Source organism: Microbispora sp. CA-135349 (assembly GCF_050947365.1).
Classification (GTDB): Bacteria; Actinomycetota; Actinomycetes; order Streptosporangiales; family Streptosporangiaceae; genus Microbispora.
In genome coordinates this window covers 734135-760830 of sequence record NZ_CP192001.1, presented here as the reverse complement: position 1 = coordinate 760830, position 26696 = coordinate 734135, and the positions used below count along the sequence as shown (strand labels likewise).

Here is a 26696-nt window from a genome sequence, read left to right as displayed (position 1 = left end):
CGGCGACGGCGGCCGGGCCGGGGGCTGACGGGCCGGATCTGAGTTACGCCAACCGCACGAGCCCGCCCGCCGGCCTGCCGAACTGGTCGCGGGTGGGATATCGGGGTGGTCTGGAGCCTCCCGGCGGCGAAGACCTGACCGACGACGCCTCCTGCCGGATCACCCCCGAACGCCTCGCCTCCGCGTACAAGCTGGTGCCGGACGACGGGATCGACGACACCGCCGGGCTGCAGAAGGCGATCGACGACATCAGGAGCCGGTGCTCGCCGCAGGCCAACTTCCACCGGCTCTCGCTGATCGAGTTGCCGTCCGGGCAGATCGACGTGTCCCGGCAGATCTACGTCGACGCCAACTTTCTGATCATGCGCGGGCAGGGCTCCGGCGACGGCGGCACGCGGCTGGTGTTCCGGCCGGATCTCAGCACCCGCTACGACACGCTGATCAACGGCCGCTGGGACCAGGACAGCATGGTGGCCGGCACCGGCAGCGACGTCGGTAGGGGCGGTTGGCTGTGGCCGGGGCGCGGCATGTTCCGCGTGCAGACCCGGGACGTCGCGGACCGATACAAGGACGACTGGGAGGCGGCCACGACCCTCCCCATGCGCAAGGACATCTTCGAGGGCAGCGTCAACCAGCACTGGGTCTCCGGCATCAAGCTGGCCGCCCCGGCCGGCGACCCCGGGTTCTCGGCCCGGCAGGGGGACAACCTCGTACGGCTGAACGCGAAAGCCGACATGAAGAAGTTCAGGCTGGGCGGCTATGTCTGGGTGGGCGCGGCCAACAGCCGCAAGTTCTACGCCCAGCAGGGCGTCACCGACCGGAGCATGATGGAGGCCCTCCACATGCGCCAGCAGATGTTCCGGGTCACCCGAGTGGACGCCACCGCCAAGACGATCACGCTGGACCGCCCGCTGGAGTGGGACCTGCCGGTCGACTCCGAATCGGACGGCTCCGAACCGCTGAACGACGGTGGCAGCCCGTACGTCAGCAAGGTCACGCCGCTCAAGGTGGTCGAGGGTGTCGGGTTCGAGGACTTCGCCTTCACCCAGGACATGAACGGGCTGCCGAAGCTGGGCGGCGGCACGTACGCGCTGACCCCTGACCAGGCCGTGCACAACTACGGCAACATGGCGCCCGAGTACGCCATGCACGGCATCGTCTTCAAGTGGGCCGCCAACAGCTGGGCACGCGGCCTGAAGGCCACGATGACCGGCTCACACCCGATCGTCACCGAGGTGGCGCGCAACCTGCAGATCGAGCGCAACAGCTTCGACGGCGCCTGGAACAAAGGCAAGGGCGGCAACGGCTACCTGCGCGGCAGCCGGGTGTGGGACTCGCTGTGGGCCTACAACCTCAGCCGCAACCTGCGCCACTTCACCTTCCAGTGGTCGGCCGGCGGCAACGTCGCCTTCCGCAACGACCTCGACTCCGACCTGAACCTGCACGGCGGCTGGGAGCACCACAACCTGTTCGAGCAGAACACGGTGCGCATCCCTTACGAGCACCGCTCGGCCAACTGCGAGTCCAACTGCGGCGGAGAAGGCGGCGAGATAGACGAAGGAACCTGGTATCCGATTTGGTGGGCCGCCGGGCCCAAGGCGGTCAAGTGGTCCGGCTCCTCGGGACCGCAGAACGTCTTCTACGGCAACACGCTGATCAAGCAGACCACGCCGGGCGGGCCGTTCGAGCCGTACACGCCGTACGGCTCCCAGGCAGACACCGTCTTCCAGTTCGGCTCCGACAACGACGACCCGGCCCTGTTCCGGCCGCTGAGCCAGAGCGGGCAGGCGATCCCCGACTGGACCGGCCGGGAGACCCTCGACTACAGGGGGCAGGGCGTGACCACCCTCGACGTCGGCAGACGGCCCTCGCTGTTCCTGCGCGACACCGGCGGCGGCCTCGACCCCCGCGCCCAGAACGGCCGCAGGGTGATCACCTGGAACATGCAGGGCGCCGGCACCAACGGATCGGGCGACGGGTCAACCGCGTACGAGAGCAAGTACCGCTTGGGAGTGCTCCAGATGGCGCAGCAGACCGGGGCCGACATCCTGCTCCTGCAAGAGGCCGGCCCCCCGCCCGGAGGCGCCGTACACCTGCGAGACATCACCCGCTCGCAATTCCAGTGGTGGGACGACCTGGGCAGGATCATCCCGGTCCAGGAGTACCGAATCGCCGGGACACAGAGTCGGGGACAGGGATATCTGTACTGGCTGCGGACGGACAACACCGTCCCCGACGGCCAGCCCGGCCGGGTCAACCTGGCCATCGCGACCCGTACCCAGGTTCAGCCGGACGACATCCACGTCGTGGCACCGGGGCTCTACGGTGCCCGGCCCGCGCTGGGCGTCAACATCGGCGGCGTCGTCTACTTCACGGTGCACGGGTTGTCCGGAAGCGGCAACGACGACGCCGGCCTGCTGCGCAACATCCGGGCCCGGATGGCCATCGCGGGGCCCGGTGGGACGCCGCTGCCCTGGATCGCCCTCGGCGACTACAACCGCACCCCGCTCGGCACGCCCTCGTCTCTTCAGGTCAGGCTCGACTCGGATTCCGCCGGGCAGTTCCGCGTGATCGCCCCATCGGAGCCGACCCATCCGACTCGGCCGGACGACACGACCCCGATGACCCTGAGAATCCTCGACTACGCGGTCACGCACACCGACGCCAGCGCGCCCCAGGTCAGAGCCGTGGGCCGGATCGACGACATGCAGATGTCGGACCACTATCCCGTCATCTACGAGCTCGGCAACCTGCCGGACCCGCCGGCGCCCGCGCAGCAGGCGGTGCCGAGCCCGCCGGTCCAGGCTGTGCTGCGCAACGCCGGCACCACCAACGTGGCCGGCCCCTCCGGCAGCGGTGGCCAGGTGGTCGGCGACATGCCTGTCGACCAGGCCAACCTGCCGGCGCAGACGTTCAACCTGTCTCACGAGCCTGAGTTTCCCGGCCACTACCGCCTGATCCAGCGCACGAGCGGCCGCCATCTGGGCCTGGAGGACGGCGCGCGCGACGCGCGGGCGGTGCTGCGGGAGAACGAGGCGGCCGACCAGCTATGGCGGCCGGTCTACCAGGGCGACGGCACCTGGACACTGCAGAACATGGTCACCGGCCAGTTGCTCACGGCCGTCAGCAGCGGCGGGGCTCTGGCGGGTCGCGACGACGACGGCTCGGCGGCCCAGCGCTGGTTCCTGCAGAACCCCGCCGACGCGGCGAGCGTCGACGAGATCGCTCTGCGGGAGGCCACGCCGGTGCCTCTGGTGGTCAACGTCGCGGGCGACGCCACCGCGGAGGGCATCCCGCTGAACCTGCGCCACGACACCGACACGCCCGGCGAGCGGTTCACCAGGATCTACGCGGACCGAACCGGCGACGACGACTGTTACTACCTGGCCCACGGCGGGAGGTACGTCAATTCGACCGCGGCCAACCCCGGTCAACCGCAGGACGGCAACCAGGTCACGCTCAACGCGTTCCGCCCCAACGACGACGGCTACCTGTGGTGTTCGACACCCGACGGGTCGAGCGGGGAGTTCCTGAGCAACCACACTGCCCCCGACCAGCGCCTGTACCTCACGGCGCACGGGGAGGACGTCCCGTTGACCATCAGCTCGCGCGGGCCCGGCCTCCCCGCGAACCTCTGGGCGTACGTACAGGTCACCCGGTGACCGACGCACCACCCTGGGCCCCCACCCTCTGATCGGCGTCGCGGACGAACGACGGCAGAGCTGGAGGACCTGTGCAGGCCCGCCCCGGGCACCTACACGCGTACGAGGCGGGCTGCCTTGCCGCAGAGCTCGCTCACGTCGTCCTCGTCCGAGGTAAGGATGCCCGTGGGACGGGGTCCCGCTCGATCTGCCGCTCCACAGCGGCATCCACATAGGCCGAGAACCCGCGCGCGCCCCGGATACCGCAGAACTTTCGGCCGCTGCCCGTCAGGCTGAATGCGATCCCGTCGTTGCGGGCGCCGGCTCAGACCGCGCGGAGACGACGACCGTCGTTGCCACGGAAGCCTCGCGTGCGATGGCGTACTCGGTGAACCGGCCGCAGCTATCGAACCCGAGACGGCGGTAGACGGGCTCTCCGTCCGACGATGCCTGCAGGACCGCGGTGCGGTAGCCCTCGTCGTACGCGGTGTGCAGGGTAGCCAGGGTGATGGCGCCGCCGTAGCCGCGCCGGCGGTCTGTCGCGAGGGTCGCGATGTTGTAGATCCCGGCGACTCCCCCGTAGAGGAAGACCTCGGCCGAGCAGACCGGGCGGCCGCTCGCGTAGCCGACCAGGTACCGGGCGGCGCAGTCGGGAGCGAGGGCCCACTCGGCGGCGTCGGCGAAGAACCGGCGTACCGTGGCGGCCGGCGGGTCCCAATTCGCGGCCAGGACCATCGCATAGTCGGCGAGCTGCTCTGCAGTAGTCACGAGGCGGATGTCCAGGCCATCGGCATGCGGCTTCGGCAGGGCGGCATGCAGGTCCTTCCGCATGCCCGTCTCAGTCTCGGCTGCCTCCAGACCCGCGCCCTCCAGGAGCGAGGCGAGGTTCGGTGGCGTGGAGGCGGGACCGACCCACCAGGAGAAGGGGCGACCGGTCCCAGCCAGTGCACGGACAGTCTCCTCCACCCGCTCGGGGGCGGTGTCCGCGGTGAAACGCGCCGCCGCGACGATGTTGAAAGTGTCGTCGTCAAGCCCGCTGTCTGCGATCAGAAGATCGTTCGTCTCCGTGACGGCTGCGCGCTCCATGCGGCGGTGCAAGTGGCAGGCGTGCTCGGCGAGGTTCTGCTCCATCCTGACCAGCAGATCAGGTTCGCCGGCACCCTGGTGTGTCGCCCCAATCATGTAGGCCATCACATCATGCCGTCCATGCTCGCCCCGACCTTCGCGTGGCGATCGGATGACGGGTGTCCGGACCTCCCCTGCACGCGAACATCGCAGCCCCACCGCACATACGCGCACGACCTGCGGTAATCCGGCGCTGCTCGGTATCCCGTACGGCACGGTGGCGTTCACTTCAGGCGATGCGACGAGTCCGAGCCTGGCCGACCTCGACGGGCAGGAGACGCCCGTGCCGCCGAGGCCGCAGTAGCCGTTCGGCACCCTGAAAAGACATTGCTGGTGGTGGCGGTTCACTCCCGGCACCACATCTCGAGGTCCGCGCCGGTGCCGCTTGAACCTCGACCATAGGAATCGCCGCACAATGTCTCACGGCCGAGAACCAAACCATTCCCGCCGGCATCCAACTCATCGTGATCAGCGTGACACTCTCCTTGCTGCTGGCGTTGTCCCCGGCGACCGCGATCGAGATACCGAAGAACTTCCTGATCAGCGAGCGCGACGCGCGCAGGCACCTGAGCCCCGCCGACGCAGAAGAACAGGGCCACGAGATCAGCGACAAACTCACCGAGCCGTTGGAGCTGAACCCGTGCGGGCACCGGCGTGCCGTCGATCGCGATCGGGCGGCAGCCCGCACGATCACGCAGTGGACCAGCGCGCCTGGTGCCTCCTCCGAACAGCTCGTCATCTACAAGAGCCCCCGGGCCGCCCATTCCGCGTTCACCCGCCTGCGCGCCGAGGCCAAGCGGTGCGCGCGTAAGAGCGACCCGTCGGCACCCGAACTCGAGATCCGTTGGCGGACGAGTAAGGCCAAGGCGGGCGACGAGTCCATAGGCATGGGTTATCAGACCCGGCAGGACGGCAGCGTGAACGAGACGATCACGGGCATCGTCGCACGCAGAGGCAGCGCCTTGATGATCTACACGACCACCGAGGGAATCTACGACCCCGGCCGGCTGACCAAAAACGCCAGGAAGATGGCCACCAAGGTGTGTAAGTTGCCCGGCGTCTGCTGAAGGCGGGCGACGACCGGTAGCCCTCCTCGCCCGGGAATCAGCGGAATCCGCTGGGCGAGGAGCCGGGTCGTTTCGCGAAACGACCCGGCCGGCGATTCCGGTGTGACACGGTCAGGGCAACAGGCGATCGACGGTGGCGTGGCGCCTCCTCACACCTCGGCGACTCCTGCTCCGGTCATCGACGCGGTCTTGGGGTGCACTCGTAGTACGTATAGGCCCGGCCTTGCGCGGCGACGGAGCCCGCGGAGTGATGGGTGGGCTCGCTACGAGGAGGCGCTACTGATGGTCACCAGCCCGGTGGTAGATCGTTCGGTCTACGAGTCCACCACCATCGGGTCTCGGTCCTTTCAGATAGAGGCCTCCAGTACTGCAGCCGATGCCCCGATCCCGGCCGCTCACCGTATCGTTGGCCGATGCGCCGATCGGCGACGTCTCAAGCCGATGAGCGGGCGTGGCGGCCGCTGCCACGCCCGCCGACTATCGGATTTCGATGATGACCTTTCCGAACGGGCTGGTCGACTCGTAGTACCGGAACGCCGCGCCGGCTTCCTCGAACGGGAACACTCGGTCGATGACGGGCCGAAGCCGCCGTGCGGCGATGATCTCGTTCATCTGGGTGAACTGCGCGTGGCTTCCGACGGCCAACGCTCGGACCGTCGCGGCGACACCGAACAACAGGCGAGGGTCGAGTGGCCGCCAGTCACCCGAAACGGACCCGACGAACGCGACGTGTCCGTTGACGGCAAGCGACTTCAGTGACTGCTCCAGAGGTCCGGCGGTGTGGACGACCCGGTCCACCCCGCGCCCGCCGGTGATGTCGCGGACCGCGGTGTGCCAGTCGGGAACGGCGCGGTAGTTGACGACCTCGTCAGCGCCCAGGTCACGGAGGCGCTGGTCTCTTTCCGCCCGGCCGGTCGTAGCGATCACTCTCGCGCCGAGAAGTTTGGCCAGTTGTACCGCGAACAGTGATACGCCGCCCGAGCCGGTGGTCAGCACTGTGTGCCCAGGCTGGATCCCAGGACCGTCCCCGGTCAGGGCGTTCCACGCGGTCACCGCGGCGCACGGCAGCGTCGCGGCCTCGGCGTAGGAGAGGTGGTCGGGAATCGGGACGAGGGCTTGCTCCGGGAGGACGGCGAGTTCGGTGAGCATGCCGTCGAGGGAACCTCCCAGTTGTGGCAGGTACGACGGTTGCAGGGGGCCGTCCAGCCACTGCGGGAACAGCGTGGCGGTGGCCCGGTCGCCCGGTCGTACCCGCTGCACACCCGGCCCCACGGCGATGACCTGCCCGGCACCGTCGGAGACCGGGATGACGTCCGGCTTGACGGGCAACACGTACTGCCCGCGCAGCACCAGCAGCTCGCGGAAACTGAGCGAGACGGCGTGGACCATGACCGCGACTTCGCCGAGGCCTGGCGTGCGCGGTTCGCGGGTCCGCAGCGACAGCCCCTCGATGCCGTCGCCGCTGTTGACGTGGTAGCTCCGTACGGACGATGGCAGTGCAGCCGTCATCGCGGTCATCCCTCGATGAACTGGTAATCGCTGACGATGCGACCGTCCGCGCCCAGCATGAGGATTTCCAGCCCGATACCGGCCGCTTCACCACCGCCGCGAGCCACCATCTCCCAGCGGAACTTGACCACGTCGTGGAGCCGTTCGGCATCACCGCGGGACCGGAAAACGTAGGTGCCCGGAGCGACGAACTCCTCGTACGCGCGCGTCACCCGCAGTTCCAGTGCGTCATAGCCGCGAGCCTCCAGCACGAGACGATCGAACCCCAGCCCTTCAGCGGCCTGTCGCATCTCCTGAGGCGGCTGCAGGACATGGACCGCGTCGGGAGACCACAGCTCGCGAACGGCGGCGCGGCGACGCTCCGGGTCGGGTTCACTCCACACCGCAACGTAGCGGTCGGTGAGGCTCTTCAGGTCGGTGTCGGCCATGACGATCCTTAGGTCGTGGTTTATCGTTTGCGACCACGAATATGCTGCGCCGGGCGCACCGCGACAATTCCTCGAAGGGAATCGCCGACCGGCGCCATACCCGGTAAACAGAAGGAATGATCATCGAATCGGCAGGTGGCGGACTCGCTGGTGCGCTGCGCGAGTGGCGCACCCGCCGACGCGTCAGCCAACTCGAACTGGCGGTGCGCGCCGGCACCACTCAACGGCACGTCAGCTTCATCGAGAGCGGACGCTCGGTCCCTGGCCGGTCGATGATCATACGGCTGGCCGAGTCACTCGAGGTGCCGATCCGCGAACGCAACGAACTGCTCCTCGCCGCGGGGTTCGCGCCCGCGTACCCACAGACCGACCTGGACGATCCCCAGTTGGCAGCGGTCCGAACCGCCCTCGACCGCGTCCTGCACGGCCACCTGCCGTACCCGGCCGTGATCGTCGACCGGCACGGCGACCTCGTCTCGGCCAACGCCGGCTTCCACATGATCACCCGCGGAGTGGACCCGCACCTGCTCGCCCCACCGGTGAGCGTCCCCCGAGTCCTGCTGCACCCTCGAGGACTCGCGTCGCGCATCCTCAACCTCGACGAGTGGGCATGGCACATCATCGACCGCATCCACGCCGAGAGCGCGCGGAACCCGAGCGATCGGCTCCGGCTGCTCGCCGCGGAACTCGTCGGCCTGGCGCCGCCGCGTCCACGCCAACTGCCGCCGCATCATCTCGGCTTCGCGGTACCGCTCCACCTCCGCATGAGCGAGCCGGAGAACCGGGAACTGCGGCTCATCACCACACTCACTCACTTCGGTACCGCCACCGACATCACCATCGCCGAACTGCGACTGGAAGCATTCCTACCGGCCGACGAAACGACCAGCACCGCGCTGACCGAGCTCGTTACGTGGTGAACGCCATCTGCTAAGGCCGCGTATCGGACGTTGTCGGCGGAATCTCGTCTGCTCGCACGGCTCTGGCCCTCGATCGACACCGGGCTTGCCGGGCGGCCAAGGGCCAGGATCAGTCAGTTACCGCAGGTCAGGCTTCACCGGCGGTCAGGCCGACGGGACGGCTGACTCCGGTGCCGCCGAGGCCGTTCGGCACCTTGAACAAATATTGCTGGTGGTAGCGGTTCTCTTCGGGCAATAAGTCGCCGTCAACGTGGCTTGGACCGGAAGTCAGCCCAAAGGTCGACCGCCTGCTGCAAGTCGAGAGCGGCGACATCCTCACGAGACATGCCGGCGGTGTGAATCAAGCGATCCGCGAGCCAATCCGGCACCGGCTCCCGAGGAGGCGGTTGATCGACGCGGATGTGGTCGGCCAGCGCGCCCAGGCGTTCGATGATCTGGCCTAGCTGCACCACCTCGGGACGCCCCTTGCCGGCGGCACGAACCCTGGCCCTCGCCTCGGCGTACACCTCACCATCGGCCCTCTCGCCCACAGCCCACACTTCGCAGATCTCGATCGACTTGTCGTCCGTGATCCGATAGACGACCCGCCAGGTGTTGCGCCCGACCACGAGCTTGCGAAAGCCGGTCAGCTCCCCGCCCAGCGGATAGCCCGCCTCGGGATTGTCGAGCAAAAGAAGGATCTTCTTGAGCACCTTGGGCGCGGCGTCCGGACCGATTCGCCGCAGGTCATCGACGGCCGATGCCGTGAAGACGACGTCAGACACGGGCTACTCGTCGTCCGGCAGCGCGGCCAGCGACTCCCGCGTGTGCCCGAAAGCGGAGAGCACGTCATCGAGCGAGACACGCTCTCCGGAGTCGGTTACCGAGCGTGCGAGCACGAGCGCCAAGTCCCGGAGATCGGCGGCGGCCTCCTCCAGCTCTTCCAGGCGACGGATGCTGACAACCGCCGCCACCGGCTGATGCCGACGGGTCACCACCAAATCGGTCCCGCGTTCAGCATCGGCGACCAGACGGGCCACCCCACGCTGGGCCGCTTCTGTGACGCTCAACTCGGCAGCTTCATGCAGCACGGTCATGCGAACTACTGTACAGCAACCTGTACAGAACAGGCGGGAGATGCCCCGTCGTATGGCGATGGCGATCATGGACGCCGGACCGCGTCATATGAGCGGCTTGCGCGCCTGCCCAATGTGCACTGCTCACGGTAACTGCTTCTGCTGAACTATGGCGCGAAGGCCATGCCATTATCGCTTCTCGTGCACGAGGACCGATTCTGGGAACTGATTGAGCGTTCCGGCAGAGAGAAACGCAGCAGGAAGGAGCGCCTGGCCTGGCTGAACACCCGGCTCTGCCAACTCTCCGCCGACGAGATCATTGATTACCACATGTGGTGGGAACGCAATGCGAACCGCGGCTGCACATGTGACATGTACGCGCTGAGCTGTTACCTGCTACGACGCGAATCAACGGACGGCTTCGAATATTTCGTCTACTGGCTCATGAGCTTGGGCCGAGAGGCGTACGACCAAGTCGCCGATTGCCCGGATCGCGTCATAGAACTGCCACAGGTCGTGCACCTCCTCGACCTGAAGCGACGCTGGTTCACCGAACGACGTCGCGGCTTCCCGTGGTCCGACGAGGAGTACCCGGCCTTCGAACTCCTTGCCTACGTGGCGCTCGACGCCTACGAGCAGGTCACCGGCAAGAACGTGGACGTTCTCTACGCCGCCGTCAAAGCTCGAGGAGTCCGCAGTGGGTTTCCGCTTCTGACGGCCGAATTCGGCGAGCAAGACTGGGATATCGGCAATGGTGGCGAGATCACCCGTAGGCTTCCCCGGCTGGTCCGCTACCTGACCAGCCGTGGCTGACTTAAGTGATTCCCCGTTACTACTGGTGCCGAAAAGTGTTTCCAGAAGCGCAGGTGAGGTCGACGCAGAGGCGGTGAGCGCTGCCCCTCTCCACCCTCCGATACCCGGGAAAACTTGACCGCACGCCGCTTGAGTTCGGCTTGGTCGTTGCCCCTCGTCATCTTCAGTGGCAACGACTCAGCACCTACACGCGCACGAGGCGAACCGCCTTGCCGCAGAGCTTGCTCATGTCGTCCTCATCCGAGGTGAGGATGACGACGGGCCGGGTGGAGCGAAGAGCCGTGGCGGCCACGACGGCATCGATCGCGTACTTGTGGCCGTGAAGACCGCTCTCGCGGAGCAGGTCCAGCGCGTGGACGGAGACCTCCTCGGTCACCGGCTCGACACGCAGCCGGGACAGGTGCCAGCGCAACCGATCGTTTGCCACCCGGCCGTCGAAGGCCTCGACAGGCGTCAAGGCGCTGACGGCAACGCGAAAGTCGTTGTTCTGTGCCTCTCGGACAATCGCCGTAACGCGCTGGTCGGCCGCACACCACTTCGAGAGTCCCTCGGAGTCCAGGATGACCGTCCCCGCACTCAGCTTGCTTCGTGCGCGTGCCATCCACGCTCCTCCTGTAGCTCCGGAGCGGACTTCACGCTACGGAACAGCTGCTCGGCCTCGTCCCGCAGATGCTGTGGGATGGGACCGCACTCGTTCTCGTTCGCCTGAAGGGCCTCCTCCAGCAGGTCCCGCTCGATCTGCCGCTCCACAGCGGCATCCACATAGGCCGAGAACCCGCGCGCGCCGACACGCTCTCTGATGGCGCGGATGTTGCCGGCCCGCAAGGAGACGCTCACCTTGGCCGCAGGCCCTTCCCCCGGAGGGAAGGCGTGTTCAGGCGTACTCATGACGCCAGTTTACTACTTCGAGTAGCAAATCATCGGCACCGGAACACGAAACCTCCGGGCAACGCGACGCCGCTCGGAGGTCTCACGATCCGCTACTCCCCGCTGGAGGTCGTCAGGCCGCCGGGGCAGCTCACGCCGGTGCCGCCTATGCCGCAGTAGCCGTTCGGCACCTTGAAAAGGTATTGCTGGTGGTGGCGATTCACCTCAGGCAATAAGTTCTTAGTCACAGCGCTCCGTGACTTCTCACTGACTGCGGGCAGGTCGGCGCCTACACTTGGCAGCATGGACTTGGACAACGAAGGCTGGGCCGACATCGAGGAGCCCTTCGACGCGCCCGCGCTTCCACGGCATCTTGCCGCGCTCGTCGGCGCGCTACAAGGGCCGGCAGACCTCGGCGTCCACCATGACCGGTACCTCACCTATCCTCACCACGAGGAGTCCGACGGAGCGATCACCGCGTGATCCTCTGCGACACCGGACCCCTCGTCGCGGCATTCAACAGGGCCGACAAGGATCACGCCCGATGCGTCCGATTCCTGGCGCAGAACTGGACCAGACTCGTCGTACCGTCGCTCGCGGTGACAGAGATCTGTCACCTGCTCTCCGATCCGGTGCGTCGCGGCAGCCCCACTCTCACGGCCGGGCTCTGCGCTGCCATCGCCGACGACGAACTCCGCGTGATCGAGGTGACGCCTCACGACTATCGGCGAATGTCCGAACTGCTCTCGGCCTACGCCTCGCTCCGCCTTCAGGCCGTCGACGCTTGCGTGATAGCCCTGGCCGAGCGCTTCGACCTTCGCGAAGTCGCCACGCTGGATCAGCGGGACTATCTCGTCGTTGCCCCTCGTCATCTTCCCAAGGGGCAACGACTCACGATCCTGCCCGGCGACTGATCAGCTCTCGCCGGTGGTCAGGCCGACGGGGCAGGTGACGCCGGTGCCGCCGAGGCCGCAGTAGCCGTTCGGCACCTTGAACAAATATTGCTGGTGGTAGCGGTTCTCTTCGGGCAATAATTCGCGCCTAGCGTGGCTTGGGGCGGAAGTCACCCCAGAGGTCGACCGCCTGCTGCAAGTCGAGGGCAGCGACGTCCTCGCGAGACATACCGACGGTGTAGAACTGGCCAGCGTCTGCAAGGACTTCGAGCATCGGAATGTGAAGACGCCTCCGGGCGTCACTGGATCGCCACCACATTGCGCCGCCGGTGATGATCACCTTGGCGAAATCGCTGATCTGCTCGGCGGGGATCCACTGCCGCGAGCCGATCAGCGCAGCTTGTAACCGGGGCTCGACCCTGACGAACTCCGACGCCAGTGCGCTCATCAGTTCCTCGGGGTTCCGCTGCACCCACGCTGCCTCGACGATGAGGGCAACAGCCGCTCCCAATCTTGTAATTTTCACACACATGATCACGAGTGGCTGCTCTCGTTGTACCGCATTCCCGTCACAAGATCGATCAAAGTGGGGCACATTGTCCCAGCTCACCCTGCAAATGGCGGCTGCCGTATTAGCCATGTACTCCGTCACGAGGACAACGGTCGCCAGATCTTTGTGGCCAACTGGCAATACCGCGCTGTATCGATCCGGGCTAAATCAATATTTATCGATCACCTGCCCGTCCCACATAAGGAGAAGCATGCAAAAAGTCTCTTGGCCCCGCCGGCTCGGCCTCGTCTCAGCGGTGGTGGCGGTCGGCCTGACCACCGCGCCCGTGGCCGCGCACGCCGACGGCTATGACACTCCCCGCAGCGCCACCGCCGACGGAGCAGGCAGCACCCAAGCAGCCGGGATCGCATCCGCCGAACAGCGGGCCCGGCAGGCCGTCCTCGCGGTCGGCCACGACTGCGACGCTGGGAGGTATCACACGTATTCGATCTATATCTCCCCGGGTGGCGGCACGTGGGCCTACCGGTCCACCCACGAGGCGATGTGCGTCGACTGATCAAGGTTCAGCAGATCGGCCCCCGCCGGGGTTGCCCGCCATCGGCGAGCCCACGGCCAGCAGGCCCAAAACGTTAAATCCACCCAGATTGAGCCCCAGGCTCAGCGCCATATTCATTTGCACCCTGCGAGTCATCCCGCCCATGTCACCTCCTCTCGCTGAGGGCCGGCGTACAAGACCCGACGTTCCCCATCAGGGCCGAAGTCCGAACAGAGCCGACACGACAGGCGACCAACGGATCAGGGCCAGGCAGCAGGACGGCGCAGGCCCAGGAGTCGAGCGCAGCTGATCGCCCAGCAGATCGAGAAGGTGACGATCGAATCGACCTCCGACTACTGGCGCATCTGGTTCTACCTGATGGGGGGCATGGCCTGGACGTGCAGCTGGTCAACGCGCGGGAGGCCAAGCACGCGCCCGGCCGCCCGAAGGCCGACAAGCTGGACAGCGTCTGGCTGGCCAAGCTGACGGAGAAGGGGCTGTTGCGGCCCTCGTTCGTGCCGCCGCATGAGGTCCGGGTCCTGCGGGACTACACCCGCATGCGCACGGACCTGACCCGGGAGCGGACCCGATACCGGTCACGGCTGGAGAAACTACCGGAGGACTTGCTGATCGAAGTGTCGGCGGTGGCCAGCTCCCTGGCCACGGCCTCGGCCCGGGACATGGTCGAGGCGTTGATCGCCGGGCAGCGCGATCCCGCGCTCTGGCCGAACTGGCACGCGGCCGGATGAAACACAAGCACGGCGCTGGTGGAGACACTGACGGGACGGTTCGAAGAGCACCACGCCGAACTGGCCCGCTTACTGCTGGATCAGATCGATGCGCTCACCGCGCAGATCGACCGGCTCACCATGCGGGTGGAACAACTCCCCACACAGATCACCTCCACCCCCACCGGCAGGTCCATCGTGCGCCCCATTGCAGAACGCCTCGATGGGATCCCCGGCATCGGTGCTCTGGCCGCCCAGGTCATAATCGCGGAGGTGGGGCTGGATATGACCCGGTTCCCCACCGCCGATCACCTGGTGTCGTGGGCCAAGCTGTCCCCGCGGACCATCCAGTCCGGAGACAAGAACACCTCCGGCAAGATCGGCAAGGGCAACCCCCACCTGAAAGGCGTCCTGGGCCAAGCCGCCGCGGTGGCCGCCCGCACCGACACCTTCCTCGGGGAGCGCTTCCGCCGGATCGTCAAGCGACGGGGCAAGCTACGCGCTCTGGTCGCCGTGGCCCGCTCCCTTCTGGTCGTCATCTGGCATCTACTCGCCGACCCCACCGCGACTTCCACGACCTGGGACCGGACTACCACCTCAGCCGACTGGACACCGGCAGAAAGGTACGCACCCACATCCGGCACAGCGCACGCGTCCACCGCTGGTGACCTCGAACTCCCATTGCTCGAGGTCCTGTCCGTTGTGACGATGAGTCCCAGGTCGCCACGCAGGCGATGTTGACGCTCGTGGTCGGTGCGTGAGCGTGGATCGGCGCGCAGCGTCTCGAAGCATCGGCGTGTGTTGGCCAAGGCGTGACGGCATAGTTCCTCCCAGCCCTTCACCGCATCGCTCGTACCGAACCGTACGTCCCATTCATCGTCGGGAGGCGGAACCGTGACACGGTCTCCGCGCTTCGGGCTCATATCGAAACCTGAACCGGTCCGAAGTCTCCGCTCGTCGCCTCACGCGCCTGGGCATAGTGCGCGGGGTCGGCCTTGATCCGGGCGGTGGCCCGCCAGCCTGCGATGACTTCCTGAGTAGTGAGGTCGACATCCAGCTCCGCCGCGTCAGAGAGCGCCTCGACCAATTCCAGGGTGAAGGATCTCACCTCATCGGAGGTGAGGTGACGGACCCAAGGAAAGACCTCGGGCATGGCGATGACCAGCGCGCGGGCGGTCGGATCGTGCCTTAGGAGAGCGAGGAACAGACGGGAAGCAGTGGTCAGCGTCTGTTCGCGTCGTTCCTCACGGTCGGCCGCAGTCAGGTAGAAGTCCTGGGCATCCCGGTGAGTCACACGTACGCGGCCGAGTCGCGCGGCGCGTTCGGCGACGGCCCGGGGGTTCCTCGACAGGTCCGAGAAGGTGACGGCGTCGGCGTTGCTGATGCTCACGACGCCAGACTAATTCAGAACACATTCTGATAGCGGTCGAACGTCGCCCGCCTGGCGCGCCGTGCCGCGAAAGGGCTACGTCCGCCCCAGGCTCTCGCCTCGAGACCACCCAACGTATGGAGTCTGACCCCGGCCGACACCGGAGCAGCCCGGGCGGCCAAGGGCCAGGATCGGTCAGTTACCGCAGGTCAGGCTTCACCTGCGGTCAGACCGACGGGGCAGCTGACTCCGGTGCCGCCGAGGCCGCAGTAGCCGTTCGGCACCTTGAAGAGGTATTGCTGGTGATAATCCTCGGCGAAGTAGAACTCGCCGGCGGGGACGATCTCGGTGGTGATCTCGCCGTACCCGGCCTTGGTGAGCACCTCCTGGTACGCGTCCTGGGACGTCACGGCCGCCGCCAGCTGCTCCGGACCGTGGGTGTAAACGGCCGACCGGTACTGCGTGCCGACGTCGTTGCCCTGGCGCATGCCCTGCGTGGGGTCGTGGGCCTCCCAGAACACCTTGAGGAGCTCCTCATACGACACCTGGGCGGGGTCGAAGACCACCCGGACGACCTCGGTGTGCCCGGTGAGCCCGGTGCAGACCTCCTCGTACGTAGGGTTCGGCGTGTAGCCGCCCGCATAGCCCACGGCGGTCGAGACGACCCCGGGGGTCTGCCAGAACTTGCGCTCGGCGCCCCAGAAGCAGCCCAGCCCGAAATCGGCGATCTCGGTGCCTTCCGGATACGGCGGAGCCAGCGGCCCGCCGAGGACCTGGTGCCGGGTGGCCACAGGCATGACCTCGGCCCGGCCCGGCAGCGCCTCCGCGGGATCCACCATCGTCGTCTTGTCTGTGCCGAACAGCCAGCCCATCACGCGCCCTTCCTTCCGCTCTGCCATCCCCAACCCAACGCCCGCCGGGCTTGTTCCTGACGTAAGCGCCTCTAAACCTGAGGCATAGAGACCCTTATTTGTGCTGAATCTAGGTAAGCAGCGAAGATGGGGTTCATGCCTGATACGCGCCGTGGTGTCCTATATGGCGTCACCGCATACACGATGTGGGGTTTGTTCCCCCTCTATTGGCCCCTGCTCAAGCCGTCCGGCGCTGTGGAGATCCTCGCCCACCGGATGGTCTGGTCGCTCGTCGTGGTGATCACGGTTCTCGCCGTGCGCCGTCACTGGTCGTGGATCCGCACGATCACGCGCCGCCAGTTGATCCTCCTCGCCCTCGCGGCCGTCACGGTCTCGGTCAACTGGGGCGTCTACATCTACGCCGTCAACGCCGGTCACGTGGTGGAAAGCGCGCTCGGCTACTTCATCAACCCCCTGGTCAGCGTGCTGTTCGGCGTGCTGGTCTTCCGCGAGCGACTGCGCCGGTGGCAGTGGATCGCCGTCGGGCTGGGCGCCCTCGCGGTCCTCATCCTCACGCTCGACTACGGGCGCCTCCCCTGGATCGCCCTCGTGCTCGCCTTCAGCTTCGGCACGTACGGCCTGATCAAGAAAGCCGCGGGGGTGGGCAGCGCGGAGAGCCTGACCATCGAGACGCTCGTGCTGCTGGTGCCGGCCCTGGGCTACCTGCTCGTCCTGCAGGCCAACGGCACGGGGACCTTCGGCGACCACGGCCTCGGACACGCCCTGCTGCTGGTGGCGGCCGGCGTCATCACCGCGGTGCCGCTGATGCTCTTCACGGCCGCCGCGCTGCGGGTTCCGCTCACCGTCATCGGCCTGCTCCAGTACATCGCCCCGGTGCTGCAGTTCCTGTGCGGCGTGCTGATCGCCCACGAGACGATGCCGGCCAGCCGCTGGGCCGGATTTGTCGTCGTCTGGCTCGCGCTGTGCGTCTTCACCTGGGACAGCATCCGCTCCGCCCACACCATTCGTCAGGAACACGCGGCCGCGCTCGAGACCGTCTGATACGTCACGGGGAGTACGGCTGTCGCCTCCGGCGGGCGGACGACGGCGCCGGCCGAACCGGCGACGATCGTCACATGAGCAAGGATTTCCGCTTCGGGATCGTCGCCGGCCTGGCTCCCGACGCCGCCGCCTGGACGGCGACGGCCCGCAGGGCCGAGGACCTCGGCTATTCGACCCTGCTCGTCCCCGACACGTTGCGGACGCTTCCGCCGCTGCTCGCGATGACCGCGGCGGCCACCGCCACGAGCGTGCTGCGCGTGGGCACGTTCGTGCTGGCCGCGCCCTACCGCAACCCCCGGCTGCTCGCCCACGAGCTCGCCGGGCTCGACTTCCTGTCCGGCGGACGGCTGGAGGTCGGCGTGGGTGGTGGCCGTGCCGACGCCCGTCAGGACGCGGCGGCGCTCGGGGTGCCGTACGGCACGGCGGGCGAACGCGTCGCACAGGTCCGGTCGGTGATCGGCGAGGTGCGGGCGGCCTTCGCCGCCGGCAGGACCGCAGTGCGGCGTCCGGGGCCGCCCGTCCTGGTCGCCGGGGCCGGTCCCCGCATGCTGGCGCTGGCCGCCGAGGAGGCGGACATCGTCGCGCTCGCCGTGCCGCCCGACACGCCTGAGGAGGGCCTGCGCGCGCCCGTCGGCATCCTCCGCGACGAAGCCGGCGCGCGGTTCGACGACATCGAGCTGAGCATGAACCTGCTCCAGGTGGGCGACGGGCCGCCTCCGTGGGTGCCCGAAGGGCTCAGGACCACGTCGGCGGACGCCGCGGCCGTGCTTCGCGGCTCGCCCCGCGAGATGGCCGAAACGCTGCTGCGCCGCCGCGACGAGCTGGGCATCTCCTACGTCACCGTCAACGGTTTCTTCGCCGACGCCCTCGCTCCCGTCGTGGACCTCCTCGCCGGCCGCTGAGCCGTGCCGCCGGCTTTTCCGCCGACGCTGCCGATCAACCTTATCCCGACATGAGCCGCCGTCAGCGGGTGGCCGCGATACGTGAGCGGGTGCGAGCAGGCGCCCACTCAGGAAGCTCGGTGAGGATGTCGGCGAGGGTGACTCCGGCGAGGCTGCTCCGCCACGCGCGGTGCGCCTCGGCCATCTTCTCGGCGATGACGCAGATGCGCCGGCAGTCCTCCGGAGGTAACGCCCCCCGTCCCTGCTGGCGGATCTCACGGCACTCGTACGGCGAGGACGAACCGTCCACGGCCTCGACGATCTGCAGCAACGTGATGTCGGAAACGGCCCGCGCGAGGCGGAACCCGCCGCGCGGGCCCGTCATCGCGGTCAGCACACCGGCTCTGACGAGCGCCTGCAGCTGCTTGGCCAGGTAGGGGGCCGGAACGTCGTAATACTCCGCGAGCTGGGCCGCCGACGCGGTCGCTCCCGGCTCGAGCTGCGCCAGCGTGGTGGCGCAGTGCAACACCCACTCGGTGCTCGCAGGCAGCTTCATGCCCTCCAGTGTATTGGAGAGATTGCAGATCTATTTTATCCGAGATAGCATCCGGGGCGTCTAGCGAAGGAGAAACCATGCGCATCGCAGTCGCCGGCGCCACCGGGAACATCGGGAAGCTCACCGTCGCGGCCCTCGAACGGGACGGGCACGACGTCGTACGCGTCAGCCGCTCCCTCGGCGTGGACCTGATGACGGGCGAGGGGCTCGACGACGCCCTGACCGGCGTGGAGGCCGTGGTCGACGCGATCAGCTCGGAGGCGACCGACCGGGACGAGTCGGTGTCGTATTTCGGCACGACCACCAGGAACCTGCTGGCCGCCGAGGAACGGGCGGGCGTCCGCCACCACGTGCTGCTCTCGATCATCGGCATCCACCGCGTCGAGGGCAACGCCCACTACGCCGGCAAGCGGGAGCAGGAGCGCCTGGTGTCCGCCGGTCCGGTGCCGTGGACGATCGTCCCGGTCGCGCAGTTCCACGACTTCGCCGAGACGGTGGCGGGCTGGACCGAGCAGGACGGCGTCGCCACGCTCGCGCCGCTGCTGGTGCAGCCGATCGCGCCCGCCGACGTGGCCGACGTCCTCGCGGAGGTCGCGGTGGGCGACCCGCAGGGGCGCTACGCCGACGTGGCCGGTCCCGAGCCGCAGGACCTCGTCGACATGGCCCGGCGCACCCTCGAGGCACGCGGCCGCTCGGTCAAGCTCGTGCCGACCTGGTCGGGCCTGTTCAGCCCGGAGATGGCGGGTGAGGTGCTGCTGCCCGGCGAGGGCGCCCGCATCGCGCCGACCACCTTCGACGAGTGGCTCGCCGACCAGAAGTAGACAGCGGCGCAGCGAGCGCCGCCCGACCTGACGCTCACCGGCCGGCAGATCAGGGCGGCCCGTCGGGAAGGTGTCATGCCAGCGCCGCCTCGGCCCTGGCGTACGCCGCCTCGGCGATGCGTGGCAGCAGCACGGCGGGGTCGGTGCGCGGCTCGGGGAACTGGTTCGGAATCCGGATCTCCAGCACGTAGCGAGATGTCTGCACCACCTCGACCCATTGCCAGACGGGGACGTCTCCGCTGCCCGTGATGCGGAAGGCGAAGGACCGGACTCCCAGCGGCGGCACGGGGAACGGCTCCACCGCTCCGGTGCCGGCCCCGCTGCCCCTCAGCTTCCGGCAGGACTCCACGCCGCTGGTGTCCGCCAGTTGTTCCAGCATCGCGGCAGGCCCTGTGACGATCGACTCGCCGAACACGAGCGGGTCGGCGCTCCGGGACGACTGCAACTTCGTCGCCGCGATCCACACGCCCCGCTGGTCGAAGTCGCGCAGCACGACAGTCCACATCCCCGAGGTCCATTTCCCGCATGAAGAGGGCGCGTGCAAGGGGCTGCTCATCATCCGGAGCGCGACGAACTGCGACCCCTCGAGGACGGGGGCCGGGAGGCCGAGCGCCGCCCCCGGAGTCGCGTCCGACTCGTAGGCCGGACCGAATTCCGTGAGCAGCGCCGACAACAGGCGCGGGTTCGCACCCCCGGTGCCCGGGTTGCGCACGGGGATCGGCTCGCCCTTCCGCAACACCCAGGAGAGAAACGTCTGCGACACCGAGGGGGTGGGGTCCGGTCGTTCCCCGTGCGGGCCAGGCGAGCCCGCCTTGAACGAACCCGGCTTGGGCGAAGTCGGCTCACGCGAGCCCGGCTCGGGCGAAGTCGGCTCGGGCGAAACCGGCTCGGGCGAAACCGCCGCGGCGATGGCGTCGAACAGGGCTTGCGCCGAGCCCTCTCCCTCTCCCGCACCACGCGTGAGGACCTGGTCCTTGTCCACGATGACCATGCCGGCGGGCGTCGAAGCCGGCGTCGGAGCGGCGGCGGATGTGCCTGCGCCCCGTGTGCCGCAGGCGGCCACGGCCAGGGAAAGGGACACGACCGCCGACAGGACGACCGCACACCGGGTGAGTCTCACCCGGGCAATGATCCCCTGAAAACGATCAGCCGGTGCGCTCGACGACGTAGTCGCACAGGGCGATGAGGGCCGTACGGGCCGGGATGTCGGGCAGGCCGGCCAGGGCGTCCTTGGCCCGGTCGATCCAGCGGGTGAGCTCCTCGCGGGCCTGCTCCATGGCCCGGTGGGCCCGCAGCAGGGTCAGTGCCTCCTCGACGTCCTCCTCCGCCACCGGCCCCGACAGCAGAGCACGCATCCGGGCGTCGGCGGGGTCGTCGGAGGCCAGGGCGTACAGCACGGGGAGCGTGCGGACGCCCTCGCGCAGGTCGGTCCCCGGGGTCTTGCCCGAGTCGGTCGTGGGCGCGGCCACGTCGATGAGGTCGTCGCCGAGCTGCCAGGCCACGCCGATCGCCTCGCAGGCGTCGGTGAGACGATCGACCACGTCGGCGGGAGCGCCGGCGAGCATGGCGCCGAAGCGGCCCGAGGTGGCGATGAGAGAGCCGGTCTTGTCGGCCAGCACGCTGATGTAGTGGGCGATCGCGTCGCGGCCCTCGGCGGGCCCGATCGTCTCGCGGATCTGGCCGCGGACCAGGCGGGAGAACGTACGCGCCTGGATCCGGATCAGCTCGCTGCCGAGGTCGGCGAGGATCTCCGACGCCTGGGCGAACAGGTAGTCGCCGGTGAGGATGGCCACGGTGTTGTCCCACCGGGCGTTGGCGGACGGGGAGCCCCGGCGCACCGGGGCCTCGTCCATCACGTCGTCGTGATAGAGCGTGGCCAGGTGGGTCAGCTCGATGACGACGGCCCCGGGCACGACGCCCGGGGCGTCCGGGTTGCCGAACTGGGCGGCCAGCAGCACGAGCATCGCCCGGAACCGCTTGCCGCCCGCCTCGATGAGGTGCCTGGACGTCTGGGTGACGAAGGCGTCCTCGCTCTCGACGGACGAGCGCAGCAGCTTCTCCACCGCCGCGAGCCCGCCTGCGAGGTCGTCGGCCAGCCGCTCGTCGACGAGAGGGATGTCCACAACGGGCGGCGCGGCCATACGGAAATCTCCTATCGGACGAACAGGGTCTTGGCAGCCGAGTGCGCGAGATCCAGCACCGGCGAGGGGTACACCCCGAGAACTACCGTAGCCAACGCCGCTATACCGACCACAGCCGCGGTCCCCCGCGACGGCAGCACGACGGACGGGCCGTCGGCGGCCGGGTCGCTGAAGAACATCAGCACGATCACCCGGACGTAGAAGAACGCGGCGATGGCCGAGGCCACCACACCGATGATGACCAGCGGCGTGGCGCCGTTCGCGACGGCCGCCTGGAAGACGGCGTACTTCCCGAAGAACCCGCTGGTCAGCGGGATGCCGGCGAAGGCGAGCAGGAAGAAGGCGAAGACCCCGGCCAGCAGCGGCGAGCGCTTGCCCAGCCCGGCCCAGCGGGACAGGTGCCACGCCTCGCCGCCCGCGTCACGGACCATCGTGACGACCGCGAACGCACCGACCGTGGTGAAGCCGTACGCCACCAGGTAGAACAGCAGGCCGGACAGGGCCGAGGTGTTCTCGGCCTGCGTGTGGCCCGTGGCGATGACGCCGATGAGCAGGAAACCGCCGTGCGCGATCGAGGAGTAGGCGAGCATCCGCTTGATGTCGGTCTGCGTGATCGCGAGGACCGCGCCGACCACCATCGTGAGAATCGCCACGCCGTACAGCACCGGGCGCCAGTCCCAGTCGAGACCGCCGAGGCCGACCCAGAACACCCGCAGCAGCGCGCCGACGGCGGCCACCAGGGTGCCGGAGGCCATCAGCGCGGTGATGGGCGTGGGCGCGCCCTGGTAGACGTCCGGCTTCCACGCCTGGAACGGCGCGGCGCCGATCTTGAACAGCAGGCCGACGCCGAGCATTGCCGCGCCGATGTAGAGCAGCGTGTCCTCGCCGCCGACCGTCCCCAGCGCCTGGTTGATCTTCACGAGGTCGACCGACCCGGCGTAGCCGTAGATCAGGGCCGTGCCGTACAGGAAGAAGGCCGAGGAGAACGCGCCGAGCAGGAAGTACTTGACCGCGGCCTCCTGCGACAGCAGGCGGCGCCGCCGGGCCAGGCCGCACAGCAGGTACAGCGGCAGCGACATGACCTCGAGGGCGACGAACGCCACGAGCAGGTCGTTGGCCGCGGGGAACAGCAGCATGCCGCCGACCGCGAACAGCAGCAGCGGGTAGACCTCGGTGTGCGCGGCGCGCTCGACCAGCGACTGCTCCTCCTCGGCCGAGCCCGGCACGGCCGCGGCGGAGCCGACGAAGTGCTCCTCGTCCTTGATGAGCAGCACGCTCACGAAGGCGAGGATGAGGATCGTGCCCCAGATGAACAGGGCCGGGCCGTCCACGGCGACCGCGCCCATCGCGGCGGGCTTGGTGGGCACGCCCTTGACCGCCTGCCACACGGCCAGCGCGAACGCGCCGGCCAGCGAGAGCAGCGTGAGCGGCAGGTGGATGGCCGAGCGCAGGTAGCGCGGGGCGAACGCTTCCACCAGCACGCCGACGATCGCCGCGCCGAAGACGACGAGTATCGGCGCCAGCAGGGCGTACTCGATGGTGGGCGCCTCAATGGTGCCGTTCACTACTGGCCCTCCTGAGCAACGGGTACGGCCGGCTGCGGGTCCGTGACCGACACGCTGGACAGCGTGTCCTTCACGGCGGGATTGATCACATCGAGCAGTGGCTTGGGATAGAAGCCGAACACGAGCAGCAGCGCGACGAGCGGCGCCACCACCCACTTCTCCCGGGCGTTGAGGTCCGGCAGCGACTTGACCGACTCGGCCGTCGGGCCGTTCATCGTCCGCTGGTACATCCACAGGATGTAGATCGCGGCGAGGATGACACCGACGGTCGCGATCACGGCCGGGACGACGTACCGCTGGTAGGTGCCGGTCAGCACCATGAACTCGCTGACGAACGTGCTGAGACCGGGCAGCGAGAGGCTGGACAGACCGGCCACCAGGAACGTCCCGGCGAGGACCGGTGCGACCTTCTGCACGCCGCCGTAGTCGGCGATGTACTGCGAGCCCCTGCGGTGGATGAGGAAGCCCGCGATGAGGAACAGCGCGCCGGTCGAGAAGCCGTGGTTGACCATGTAGAGCGTGGCGCCCGAGCCCGCGCTGGTGGTCATGGCGAACACGCCCAGCGCGATGAAGCCGAAGTGCGACACCGAGGTGTACGCGATGAGCCGCTTCATGTCGGTCTGCCCGATGGCCACGATCGCGCCGTAGATGATGCCGATCACCGACAGCGCGATGACCAGCGGCGTGAAGAACTTGGCCGCGTCCGGGAAGAGCTGCAGGCAGAAGCGGAGCATGCCGTAGGTGCCGACCTTGTCGAGCACGCCCACGAGCAGCACGGCCGCGCCGGCCGGGGCCTGGGCGGCGGCGTCCGGCAGCCAGGTGTGGAACGGCCACAGCGGCGCCTTGATCGCGAAGGCGATGAAGAAGCCGAGGAACAGCCACTTCTGCGTGTTCACGTCCTGGATGGTGCCGACCAGGTCGGCGTGCTGGAACGAGCCCTTGCCGGCGATCGAGTAGAGCGCGATCACCGCCACCAGCATCAGAAGCCCGCCGAACAGCGAGTACAGCAGGAACTTCACGGCCGCGTACGACCGCTGCGCCCCGCCGTACGACCCGATCATGAAGTACATCGGGATCAGCATGGCTTCGAAGAAGACGTAGAAGAGGAAGACGTCGGTCGCCGCGAAGACGCCGATCATCATGGCCTCGAGCACGAGGATCAGCGAGAAGTACGTCCGGACCGACCGCTTGCCCGCCTCGGCGTCATGCCACGAGGCCAGCACGACGATCGGCACGAGGATCGCCGACAGCAGGATCAGCACCAGCGCGATCCCGTCGACGCCCAGCGCGTAGTGGATGCCGAACTGCTTGATCCAGACGTGGTCTTCGATGAACTGCGGCGTGTCGCCGTTCGGGCTGAACTGCACCGCCATGGCGACGGTCAGTGCCAGCACGATGAGCGAGATCACCAGCGTGAACTGCTTGGCGAGCTTGTCGTTCCGGACGAGGGTCACGCCCAGCGCGCCGAGTACGGACACGCCCATAAGGGTTGAAAGCCAGGGCATCACAGGTTCCCTACGACGAGCCAGGCACCGGCCAGGACGGCGGCACCCAGGAATATCGACAGCGCGTACGAGCGGACGAACCCGGTCTGAACCCTGCGCAGGCGCCCGGACGTGCCGCCGATGCCCGCGGCGAGGCCGTTGACCAGGCCGTCGACGCCGCGGTTGTCGAAGAACACGGCCAGGCGGGTCAGCCACTGGCCGGGACGCATGAACAGCGCCTCGTTCAGGGCGTCGCCGTACAGGTCACGACGGGCGAAGGTGGTGAGGAAGGAGCCGCGCGGGGCGACCGCGGGCACCTCGGCCCTGCCGTACTTCATCCAGGCGAAGGCAGCGCCGATCGCCACGAGCGCGAGCGTGGCCAGACCGGGGACGCTGAACGGGTGGAAGGACGGCATCTCCTCCGGCGCGCCGACGGCCGGGGCCAGGAAGGTCATGAAGCGGTTGCTCAGGACCAGGTAACCGCCCAGGACGATCGAACCGATCGACAGGATGATCAGCGGCACGGTCATGACGGCGGGCGACTCGTGCGGGTGGGCCGTGGGCTCCCAGCGCTTGGCGCCGAAGAACGTCATGAACACCAGGCGCGACATGTAGAAACCGGTGATGCCCGCACCGAGCACGGCCAGCCAGCCGAGGATCTCGTTGTGCTCCATGACGGCCTCGATGATGCCGTCCTTGGTGAAGTAGCCGGACAGCAGCGGGAAGCCGATGATCGCCAGATAGCCGACGAGGAACGTCACGAACGTGAGCGGCATGACCTTCCGCAGCGCGCCGTACTTCCTCATGTCGACCTCGTCGTTCATGGCGTGCATGACCGAGCCCGCGCCGAGGAACATGTCGGCCTTGAAGAAGCCGTGCGTGATCAGGTGCGCGATCGCGAAGGCGTAGCCCGCCGGGCCGACGCCCGCGGCGAGCACCATGTAGCCGATCTGCGACATCGTCGAACCGGCCAGCGCCTTCTTGATGTCGTCCTTGGCGGTACCGATGATCGCACCGGCGAGCAGGGTCGCGACGCCGACGATCGTCACCACGAGCTGCGCGGTCCCGGTGCCCTGGTAGATCGGGCCGGACCGGACGATGAGGTAGACGCCGGCGGTGACCATGGTCGCGGCGTGGATGAGGGCCGAGACCGGGGTCGGGCCCTCCATCGCGTCGAGGAGCCAGGACTGCAGCGGGAGCTGGGCCGACTTGCCGCACGCGCCGACCAGCAGCAGCAGGCCGATCGCGGTGAGCGTGCCCGACGACGCCTTCGACGCGTTCGCGAGGACGTCGCTGAAGGCCAGCGTGTGGAACGTCGCGAAGATCGTGAAGATGCCGATCAGCAGGCCGAAGTCGCCGACGCGGTTGACGATGAACGCCTTCTTGGCCGCGGTCGCCGCCGAGGGCTTGTGCTGCCAGAACCCGATCAGCAGGTACGACGCGAGGCCGACGCCCTCCCAGCCGACGAACAGCGCCACGTAGTTGTCGGCCAGCACCAGCAGCAGCATCGCCGCGACGAACAGGTTGAGGTAGGCGAAGAACCGCCGCCTGTTCGGGTCGTGCGCCATGTAGCCGATCGAGTAGATGTGGATCAGCGAGCCCACAAAGGTGATCAGCAGGCAGAACGAGATCGACAGCGGGTCGACCAGCAGCCCGACCTTCGCGAGGCCGGGGATGAAGTCGTACAGCTCGATCCCGCGGCGGCGCTCGCCGGGGGCGAGGCCGAGCAGCTGCACGAACGACAGCGCCGCCACCACGAACGACGCGACGGCCATGAGCACGCCCAGCAGGTGGCCGAACTTGTCGGTCCTCCGGCCGCCAAGCAGGAGGACCGCCGCTCCCACCAGGGGCAGAGCGATCATGAGCCAGGCTGC

28 protein-coding genes and 1 pseudogene are annotated in these 26696 nt (G+C 68.1%); 12 read left to right on the top strand and 17 right to left on the bottom strand.

All coding sequences use genetic code 11. The features are described from left to right. Positions 1-92: 92 nt before the first annotated feature. Positions 93-3662, top strand: a complete 3570-nt coding sequence (locus ACQPZZ_RS03715) for an RICIN domain-containing protein (RefSeq protein WP_432928932.1) — start codon at positions 93-95, stop codon at positions 3660-3662. 267 nt (positions 3663-3929) lie between these two features. Here ACQPZZ_RS03715 and ACQPZZ_RS03710 read toward each other — a convergent pair whose 3' ends face one another. After that, positions 3930-4772: a GNAT family N-acetyltransferase gene (locus ACQPZZ_RS03710; protein WP_432928929.1), complete on the bottom strand. Its 843-nt coding sequence runs from the start codon at positions 4770-4772 to the stop codon at positions 3930-3932. Between the two features lie 467 nt (positions 4773-5239). Between ACQPZZ_RS03710 and ACQPZZ_RS03705 the strand changes: the two genes are divergently transcribed. Further along, complete coding sequence (locus ACQPZZ_RS03705; RefSeq protein ID WP_432928927.1) at positions 5240-5833, top strand: hypothetical protein; 594 nt, start codon at positions 5240-5242, stop codon at positions 5831-5833. 477 nt (positions 5834-6310) lie between these two features. Here ACQPZZ_RS03705 and ACQPZZ_RS03700 read toward each other — a convergent pair whose 3' ends face one another. Continuing rightward, positions 6311-7342, bottom strand: a complete 1032-nt coding sequence (locus ACQPZZ_RS03700; RefSeq protein ID WP_432928925.1) for a zinc-dependent alcohol dehydrogenase family protein — start codon at positions 7340-7342, stop codon at positions 6311-6313. A 5-nt stretch (positions 7343-7347) separates the two neighbouring features. Further along, positions 7348-7770 carry a hypothetical protein gene (locus ACQPZZ_RS03695; RefSeq protein WP_432928923.1) on the bottom strand — a complete coding sequence of 141 codons (423 nt, stop codon included), beginning with the start codon at positions 7768-7770 and terminating at the stop codon, positions 7348-7350. Between the two features lie 116 nt (positions 7771-7886). Between ACQPZZ_RS03695 and ACQPZZ_RS03690 the strand changes: the two genes are divergently transcribed. After that, positions 7887-8690, top strand: a complete 804-nt coding sequence (locus ACQPZZ_RS03690) for a helix-turn-helix domain-containing protein (RefSeq protein ID WP_432928921.1) — start codon at positions 7887-7889, stop codon at positions 8688-8690. Positions 8691-8935: 245 nt separating this feature from the next. Here the strand turns inward: ACQPZZ_RS03690 and ACQPZZ_RS03685 are convergent, their stop codons facing one another. Both ACQPZZ_RS03685 and ACQPZZ_RS03680 read right to left on the bottom strand, forming a co-directional pair. Further along, positions 8936-9454, bottom strand: a complete 519-nt coding sequence (locus ACQPZZ_RS03685) for a type II toxin-antitoxin system RelE family toxin (RefSeq protein WP_432928919.1) — start codon at positions 9452-9454, stop codon at positions 8936-8938. Positions 9455-9457: 3 nt separating this feature from the next. Further along, entirely contained in the window at positions 9458-9766 is a 309-nt protein-coding gene (locus tag ACQPZZ_RS03680; protein ID WP_208798138.1) for a type II toxin-antitoxin system prevent-host-death family antitoxin, read from the bottom strand. Positions 9767-9946: 180 nt separating this feature from the next. On the opposite strand from ACQPZZ_RS03680, the gene ACQPZZ_RS03675 reads away from it, so the two are divergent. Then, positions 9947-10558, top strand: coding sequence for a DUF4240 domain-containing protein (locus tag ACQPZZ_RS03675; RefSeq protein WP_432928917.1), 612 nt, complete (start codon positions 9947-9949; stop codon positions 10556-10558). A 184-nt stretch (positions 10559-10742) separates the two neighbouring features. Here the strand turns inward: ACQPZZ_RS03675 and ACQPZZ_RS03670 are convergent, their stop codons facing one another. Next, positions 10743-11159 carry a PIN domain-containing protein gene (locus ACQPZZ_RS03670; RefSeq protein ID WP_432928915.1) on the bottom strand — a complete coding sequence of 139 codons (417 nt, stop codon included), beginning with the start codon at positions 11157-11159 and terminating at the stop codon, positions 10743-10745. Continuing rightward, positions 11135-11446, bottom strand: a complete 312-nt coding sequence (locus ACQPZZ_RS03665; protein ID WP_432928913.1) for a hypothetical protein — start codon at positions 11444-11446, stop codon at positions 11135-11137. Before ACQPZZ_RS03665 ends, ACQPZZ_RS03670 begins: the two co-directional genes overlap by 25 nt. Positions 11447-11728: 282 nt before the next feature. On the opposite strand from ACQPZZ_RS03665, the gene ACQPZZ_RS03660 reads away from it, so the two are divergent. Both ACQPZZ_RS03660 and ACQPZZ_RS03655 read left to right on the top strand, forming a co-directional pair. Further along, positions 11729-11908, top strand: a complete 180-nt coding sequence (locus ACQPZZ_RS03660) for a hypothetical protein (RefSeq protein ID WP_432928911.1) — start codon at positions 11729-11731, stop codon at positions 11906-11908. After that, positions 11905-12339, top strand: coding sequence for a type II toxin-antitoxin system VapC family toxin (locus ACQPZZ_RS03655; RefSeq protein ID WP_432928909.1), 435 nt, complete (start codon positions 11905-11907; stop codon positions 12337-12339). The genes ACQPZZ_RS03660 and ACQPZZ_RS03655 overlap by 4 nt, the downstream gene beginning before the upstream one ends. Here the strand turns inward: ACQPZZ_RS03655 and ACQPZZ_RS03650 are convergent. Together ACQPZZ_RS03650 and ACQPZZ_RS03645 are read right to left on the bottom strand one after the other, a co-directional pair. After that, positions 12340-12438 (bottom strand): annotated as a pseudogene (locus tag ACQPZZ_RS03650) (peptide-methionine (S)-S-oxide reductase MsrA); the annotation flags it as partial. Between the two features lie 28 nt (positions 12439-12466). Continuing rightward, the gene (locus ACQPZZ_RS03645) at positions 12467-12970 is read right to left on the bottom strand and encodes a hypothetical protein (protein WP_432928907.1); all 504 of its coding nucleotides are present in this window, start codon (positions 12968-12970) and stop codon (positions 12467-12469) included. 109 nt (positions 12971-13079) lie between these two features. Here ACQPZZ_RS03645 and ACQPZZ_RS03640 point away from each other — a divergent pair, with 109 nt between their 5' ends. From ACQPZZ_RS03640 to ACQPZZ_RS03630, 3 genes are all read left to right on the top strand, one after another. Next, positions 13080-13385 carry a hypothetical protein gene (locus ACQPZZ_RS03640; RefSeq protein WP_432928904.1) on the top strand — a complete coding sequence of 102 codons (306 nt, stop codon included), beginning with the start codon at positions 13080-13082 and terminating at the stop codon, positions 13383-13385. A gap of 377 nt (positions 13386-13762) precedes the next feature. Next, the gene (locus ACQPZZ_RS03635) at positions 13763-14113 is read left to right on the top strand and encodes an IS110 family transposase (RefSeq protein WP_432928902.1); all 351 of its coding nucleotides are present in this window, start codon (positions 13763-13765) and stop codon (positions 14111-14113) included. Positions 14114-14131: 18 nt separating this feature from the next. Then, complete coding sequence (locus ACQPZZ_RS03630; protein WP_432928900.1) at positions 14132-14833, top strand: transposase; 702 nt, start codon at positions 14132-14134, stop codon at positions 14831-14833. Positions 14834-15011: 178 nt separating this feature from the next. Here ACQPZZ_RS03630 and ACQPZZ_RS03625 read toward each other — a convergent pair whose 3' ends face one another. Next, positions 15012-15482, bottom strand: coding sequence for a hypothetical protein (locus ACQPZZ_RS03625; protein WP_432928898.1), 471 nt, complete (start codon positions 15480-15482; stop codon positions 15012-15014). 188 nt (positions 15483-15670) lie between these two features. Next, complete coding sequence (gene msrA, locus ACQPZZ_RS03620; protein WP_432934274.1) at positions 15671-16333, bottom strand: peptide-methionine (S)-S-oxide reductase MsrA; 663 nt, start codon at positions 16331-16333, stop codon at positions 15671-15673. A 183-nt stretch (positions 16334-16516) separates the two neighbouring features. On the opposite strand from msrA, the gene rarD reads away from it, so the two are divergent. Together rarD and ACQPZZ_RS03610 are read left to right on the top strand one after the other, a co-directional pair. Beyond that, a complete protein-coding gene (rarD, locus tag ACQPZZ_RS03615) occupies positions 16517-17374 on the top strand; it encodes an EamA family transporter RarD (RefSeq protein ID WP_432934272.1) in 858 nt (285 codons plus the stop codon). Between the two features lie 74 nt (positions 17375-17448). After that, complete coding sequence (locus ACQPZZ_RS03610; RefSeq protein WP_432928896.1) at positions 17449-18276, top strand: LLM class flavin-dependent oxidoreductase; 828 nt, start codon at positions 17449-17451, stop codon at positions 18274-18276. 61 nt (positions 18277-18337) lie between these two features. Here ACQPZZ_RS03610 and ACQPZZ_RS03605 read toward each other — a convergent pair whose 3' ends face one another. Continuing rightward, positions 18338-18811 carry an RrF2 family transcriptional regulator gene (locus tag ACQPZZ_RS03605; RefSeq protein WP_363634674.1) on the bottom strand — a complete coding sequence of 158 codons (474 nt, stop codon included), beginning with the start codon at positions 18809-18811 and terminating at the stop codon, positions 18338-18340. A gap of 77 nt (positions 18812-18888) precedes the next feature. On the opposite strand from ACQPZZ_RS03605, the gene ACQPZZ_RS03600 reads away from it, so the two are divergent. Beyond that, complete coding sequence (locus ACQPZZ_RS03600; protein ID WP_432928893.1) at positions 18889-19632, top strand: SDR family oxidoreductase; 744 nt, start codon at positions 18889-18891, stop codon at positions 19630-19632. 73 nt (positions 19633-19705) lie between these two features. On the opposite strand, the gene ACQPZZ_RS03595 is transcribed toward ACQPZZ_RS03600, so the two are convergent. Genes ACQPZZ_RS03595 through nuoL form a run of 5 tightly spaced genes read right to left on the bottom strand, consistent with a single transcriptional unit; the run spans position 19706 to position 26684 of the window. Then, positions 19706-20752, bottom strand: coding sequence for a hypothetical protein (locus tag ACQPZZ_RS03595; RefSeq protein WP_432928891.1), 1047 nt, complete (start codon positions 20750-20752; stop codon positions 19706-19708). A gap of 25 nt (positions 20753-20777) precedes the next feature. Beyond that, on the bottom strand, positions 20778-21773 hold the full coding sequence (locus ACQPZZ_RS03590; protein ID WP_432928889.1) for a polyprenyl synthetase family protein: 996 nt from the start codon (positions 21771-21773) through the stop codon (positions 20778-20780). An 11-nt stretch (positions 21774-21784) separates the two neighbouring features. After that, entirely contained in the window at positions 21785-23338 is a 1554-nt protein-coding gene (nuoN, locus tag ACQPZZ_RS03585) for an NADH-quinone oxidoreductase subunit NuoN (protein WP_432928887.1), read from the bottom strand. Beyond that, positions 23338-24843: an NADH-quinone oxidoreductase subunit M gene (locus tag ACQPZZ_RS03580; RefSeq protein ID WP_432928885.1), complete on the bottom strand. Its 1506-nt coding sequence runs from the start codon at positions 24841-24843 to the stop codon at positions 23338-23340. The genes nuoN and ACQPZZ_RS03580 overlap by 1 nt, the downstream gene beginning before the upstream one ends. Continuing rightward, a complete protein-coding gene (gene nuoL / locus ACQPZZ_RS03575) occupies positions 24843-26684 on the bottom strand; it encodes an NADH-quinone oxidoreductase subunit L (protein ID WP_432928883.1) in 1842 nt (613 codons plus the stop codon). The genes ACQPZZ_RS03580 and nuoL overlap by 1 nt, the downstream gene beginning before the upstream one ends. Positions 26685-26696 lie beyond the last annotated feature (12 nt).

What these genes read in the sequence shown, in the direction of transcription:
- ACQPZZ_RS03710 (WP_432928929.1), bottom strand. Translation starts at nt 4,772, where the DNA reads ATGGAGCAGAACCTCGCCGAGCACGCCTGCCACTTGCACCGCCGCATG.
- ACQPZZ_RS03700 (WP_432928925.1), bottom strand. Translation starts at nt 7,342, where the DNA reads ATGACGGCTGCACTGCCATCGTCCGTACGGAGCTACCACGTCAACAGC.
- ACQPZZ_RS03695 (WP_432928923.1), bottom strand. Translation starts at nt 7,770, where the DNA reads ATGGCCGACACCGACCTGAAGAGCCTCACCGACCGCTACGTTGCGGTG.
- ACQPZZ_RS03690 (WP_432928921.1), top strand. Translation starts at nt 7,887, where the DNA reads ATGATCATCGAATCGGCAGGTGGCGGACTCGCTGGTGCGCTGCGCGAG.
- ACQPZZ_RS03680 (WP_208798138.1), bottom strand. Translation starts at nt 9,766, where the DNA reads ATGACCGTGCTGCATGAAGCTGCCGAGTTGAGCGTCACAGAAGCGGCC.
- ACQPZZ_RS03670 (WP_432928915.1), bottom strand. Translation starts at nt 11,159, where the DNA reads ATGGCACGCGCACGAAGCAAGCTGAGTGCGGGGACGGTCATCCTGGAC.
- ACQPZZ_RS03665 (WP_432928913.1), bottom strand. Translation starts at nt 11,446, where the DNA reads ATGAGTACGCCTGAACACGCCTTCCCTCCGGGGGAAGGGCCTGCGGCC.
- ACQPZZ_RS03660 (WP_432928911.1), top strand. Translation starts at nt 11,729, where the DNA reads ATGGACTTGGACAACGAAGGCTGGGCCGACATCGAGGAGCCCTTCGAC.
- ACQPZZ_RS03640 (WP_432928904.1), top strand. Translation starts at nt 13,080, where the DNA reads ATGCAAAAAGTCTCTTGGCCCCGCCGGCTCGGCCTCGTCTCAGCGGTG.
- msrA (WP_432934274.1), bottom strand. Translation starts at nt 16,333, where the DNA reads ATGGGCTGGCTGTTCGGCACAGACAAGACGACGATGGTGGATCCCGCG.
- rarD (WP_432934272.1), top strand. Translation starts at nt 16,517, where the DNA reads ATGTGGGGTTTGTTCCCCCTCTATTGGCCCCTGCTCAAGCCGTCCGGC.
- ACQPZZ_RS03610 (WP_432928896.1), top strand. Translation starts at nt 17,449, where the DNA reads ATGAGCAAGGATTTCCGCTTCGGGATCGTCGCCGGCCTGGCTCCCGAC.
- ACQPZZ_RS03605 (WP_363634674.1), bottom strand. Translation starts at nt 18,811, where the DNA reads ATGAAGCTGCCTGCGAGCACCGAGTGGGTGTTGCACTGCGCCACCACG.
- ACQPZZ_RS03600 (WP_432928893.1), top strand. Translation starts at nt 18,889, where the DNA reads ATGCGCATCGCAGTCGCCGGCGCCACCGGGAACATCGGGAAGCTCACC.
- ACQPZZ_RS03590 (WP_432928889.1), bottom strand. Translation starts at nt 21,773, where the DNA reads ATGGCCGCGCCGCCCGTTGTGGACATCCCTCTCGTCGACGAGCGGCTG.
- ACQPZZ_RS03580 (WP_432928885.1), bottom strand. Translation starts at nt 24,843, where the DNA reads ATGCCCTGGCTTTCAACCCTTATGGGCGTGTCCGTACTCGGCGCGCTG.
- nuoL (WP_432928883.1), bottom strand. Translation starts at nt 26,684, where the DNA reads ATGATCGCTCTGCCCCTGGTGGGAGCGGCGGTCCTCCTGCTTGGCGGC.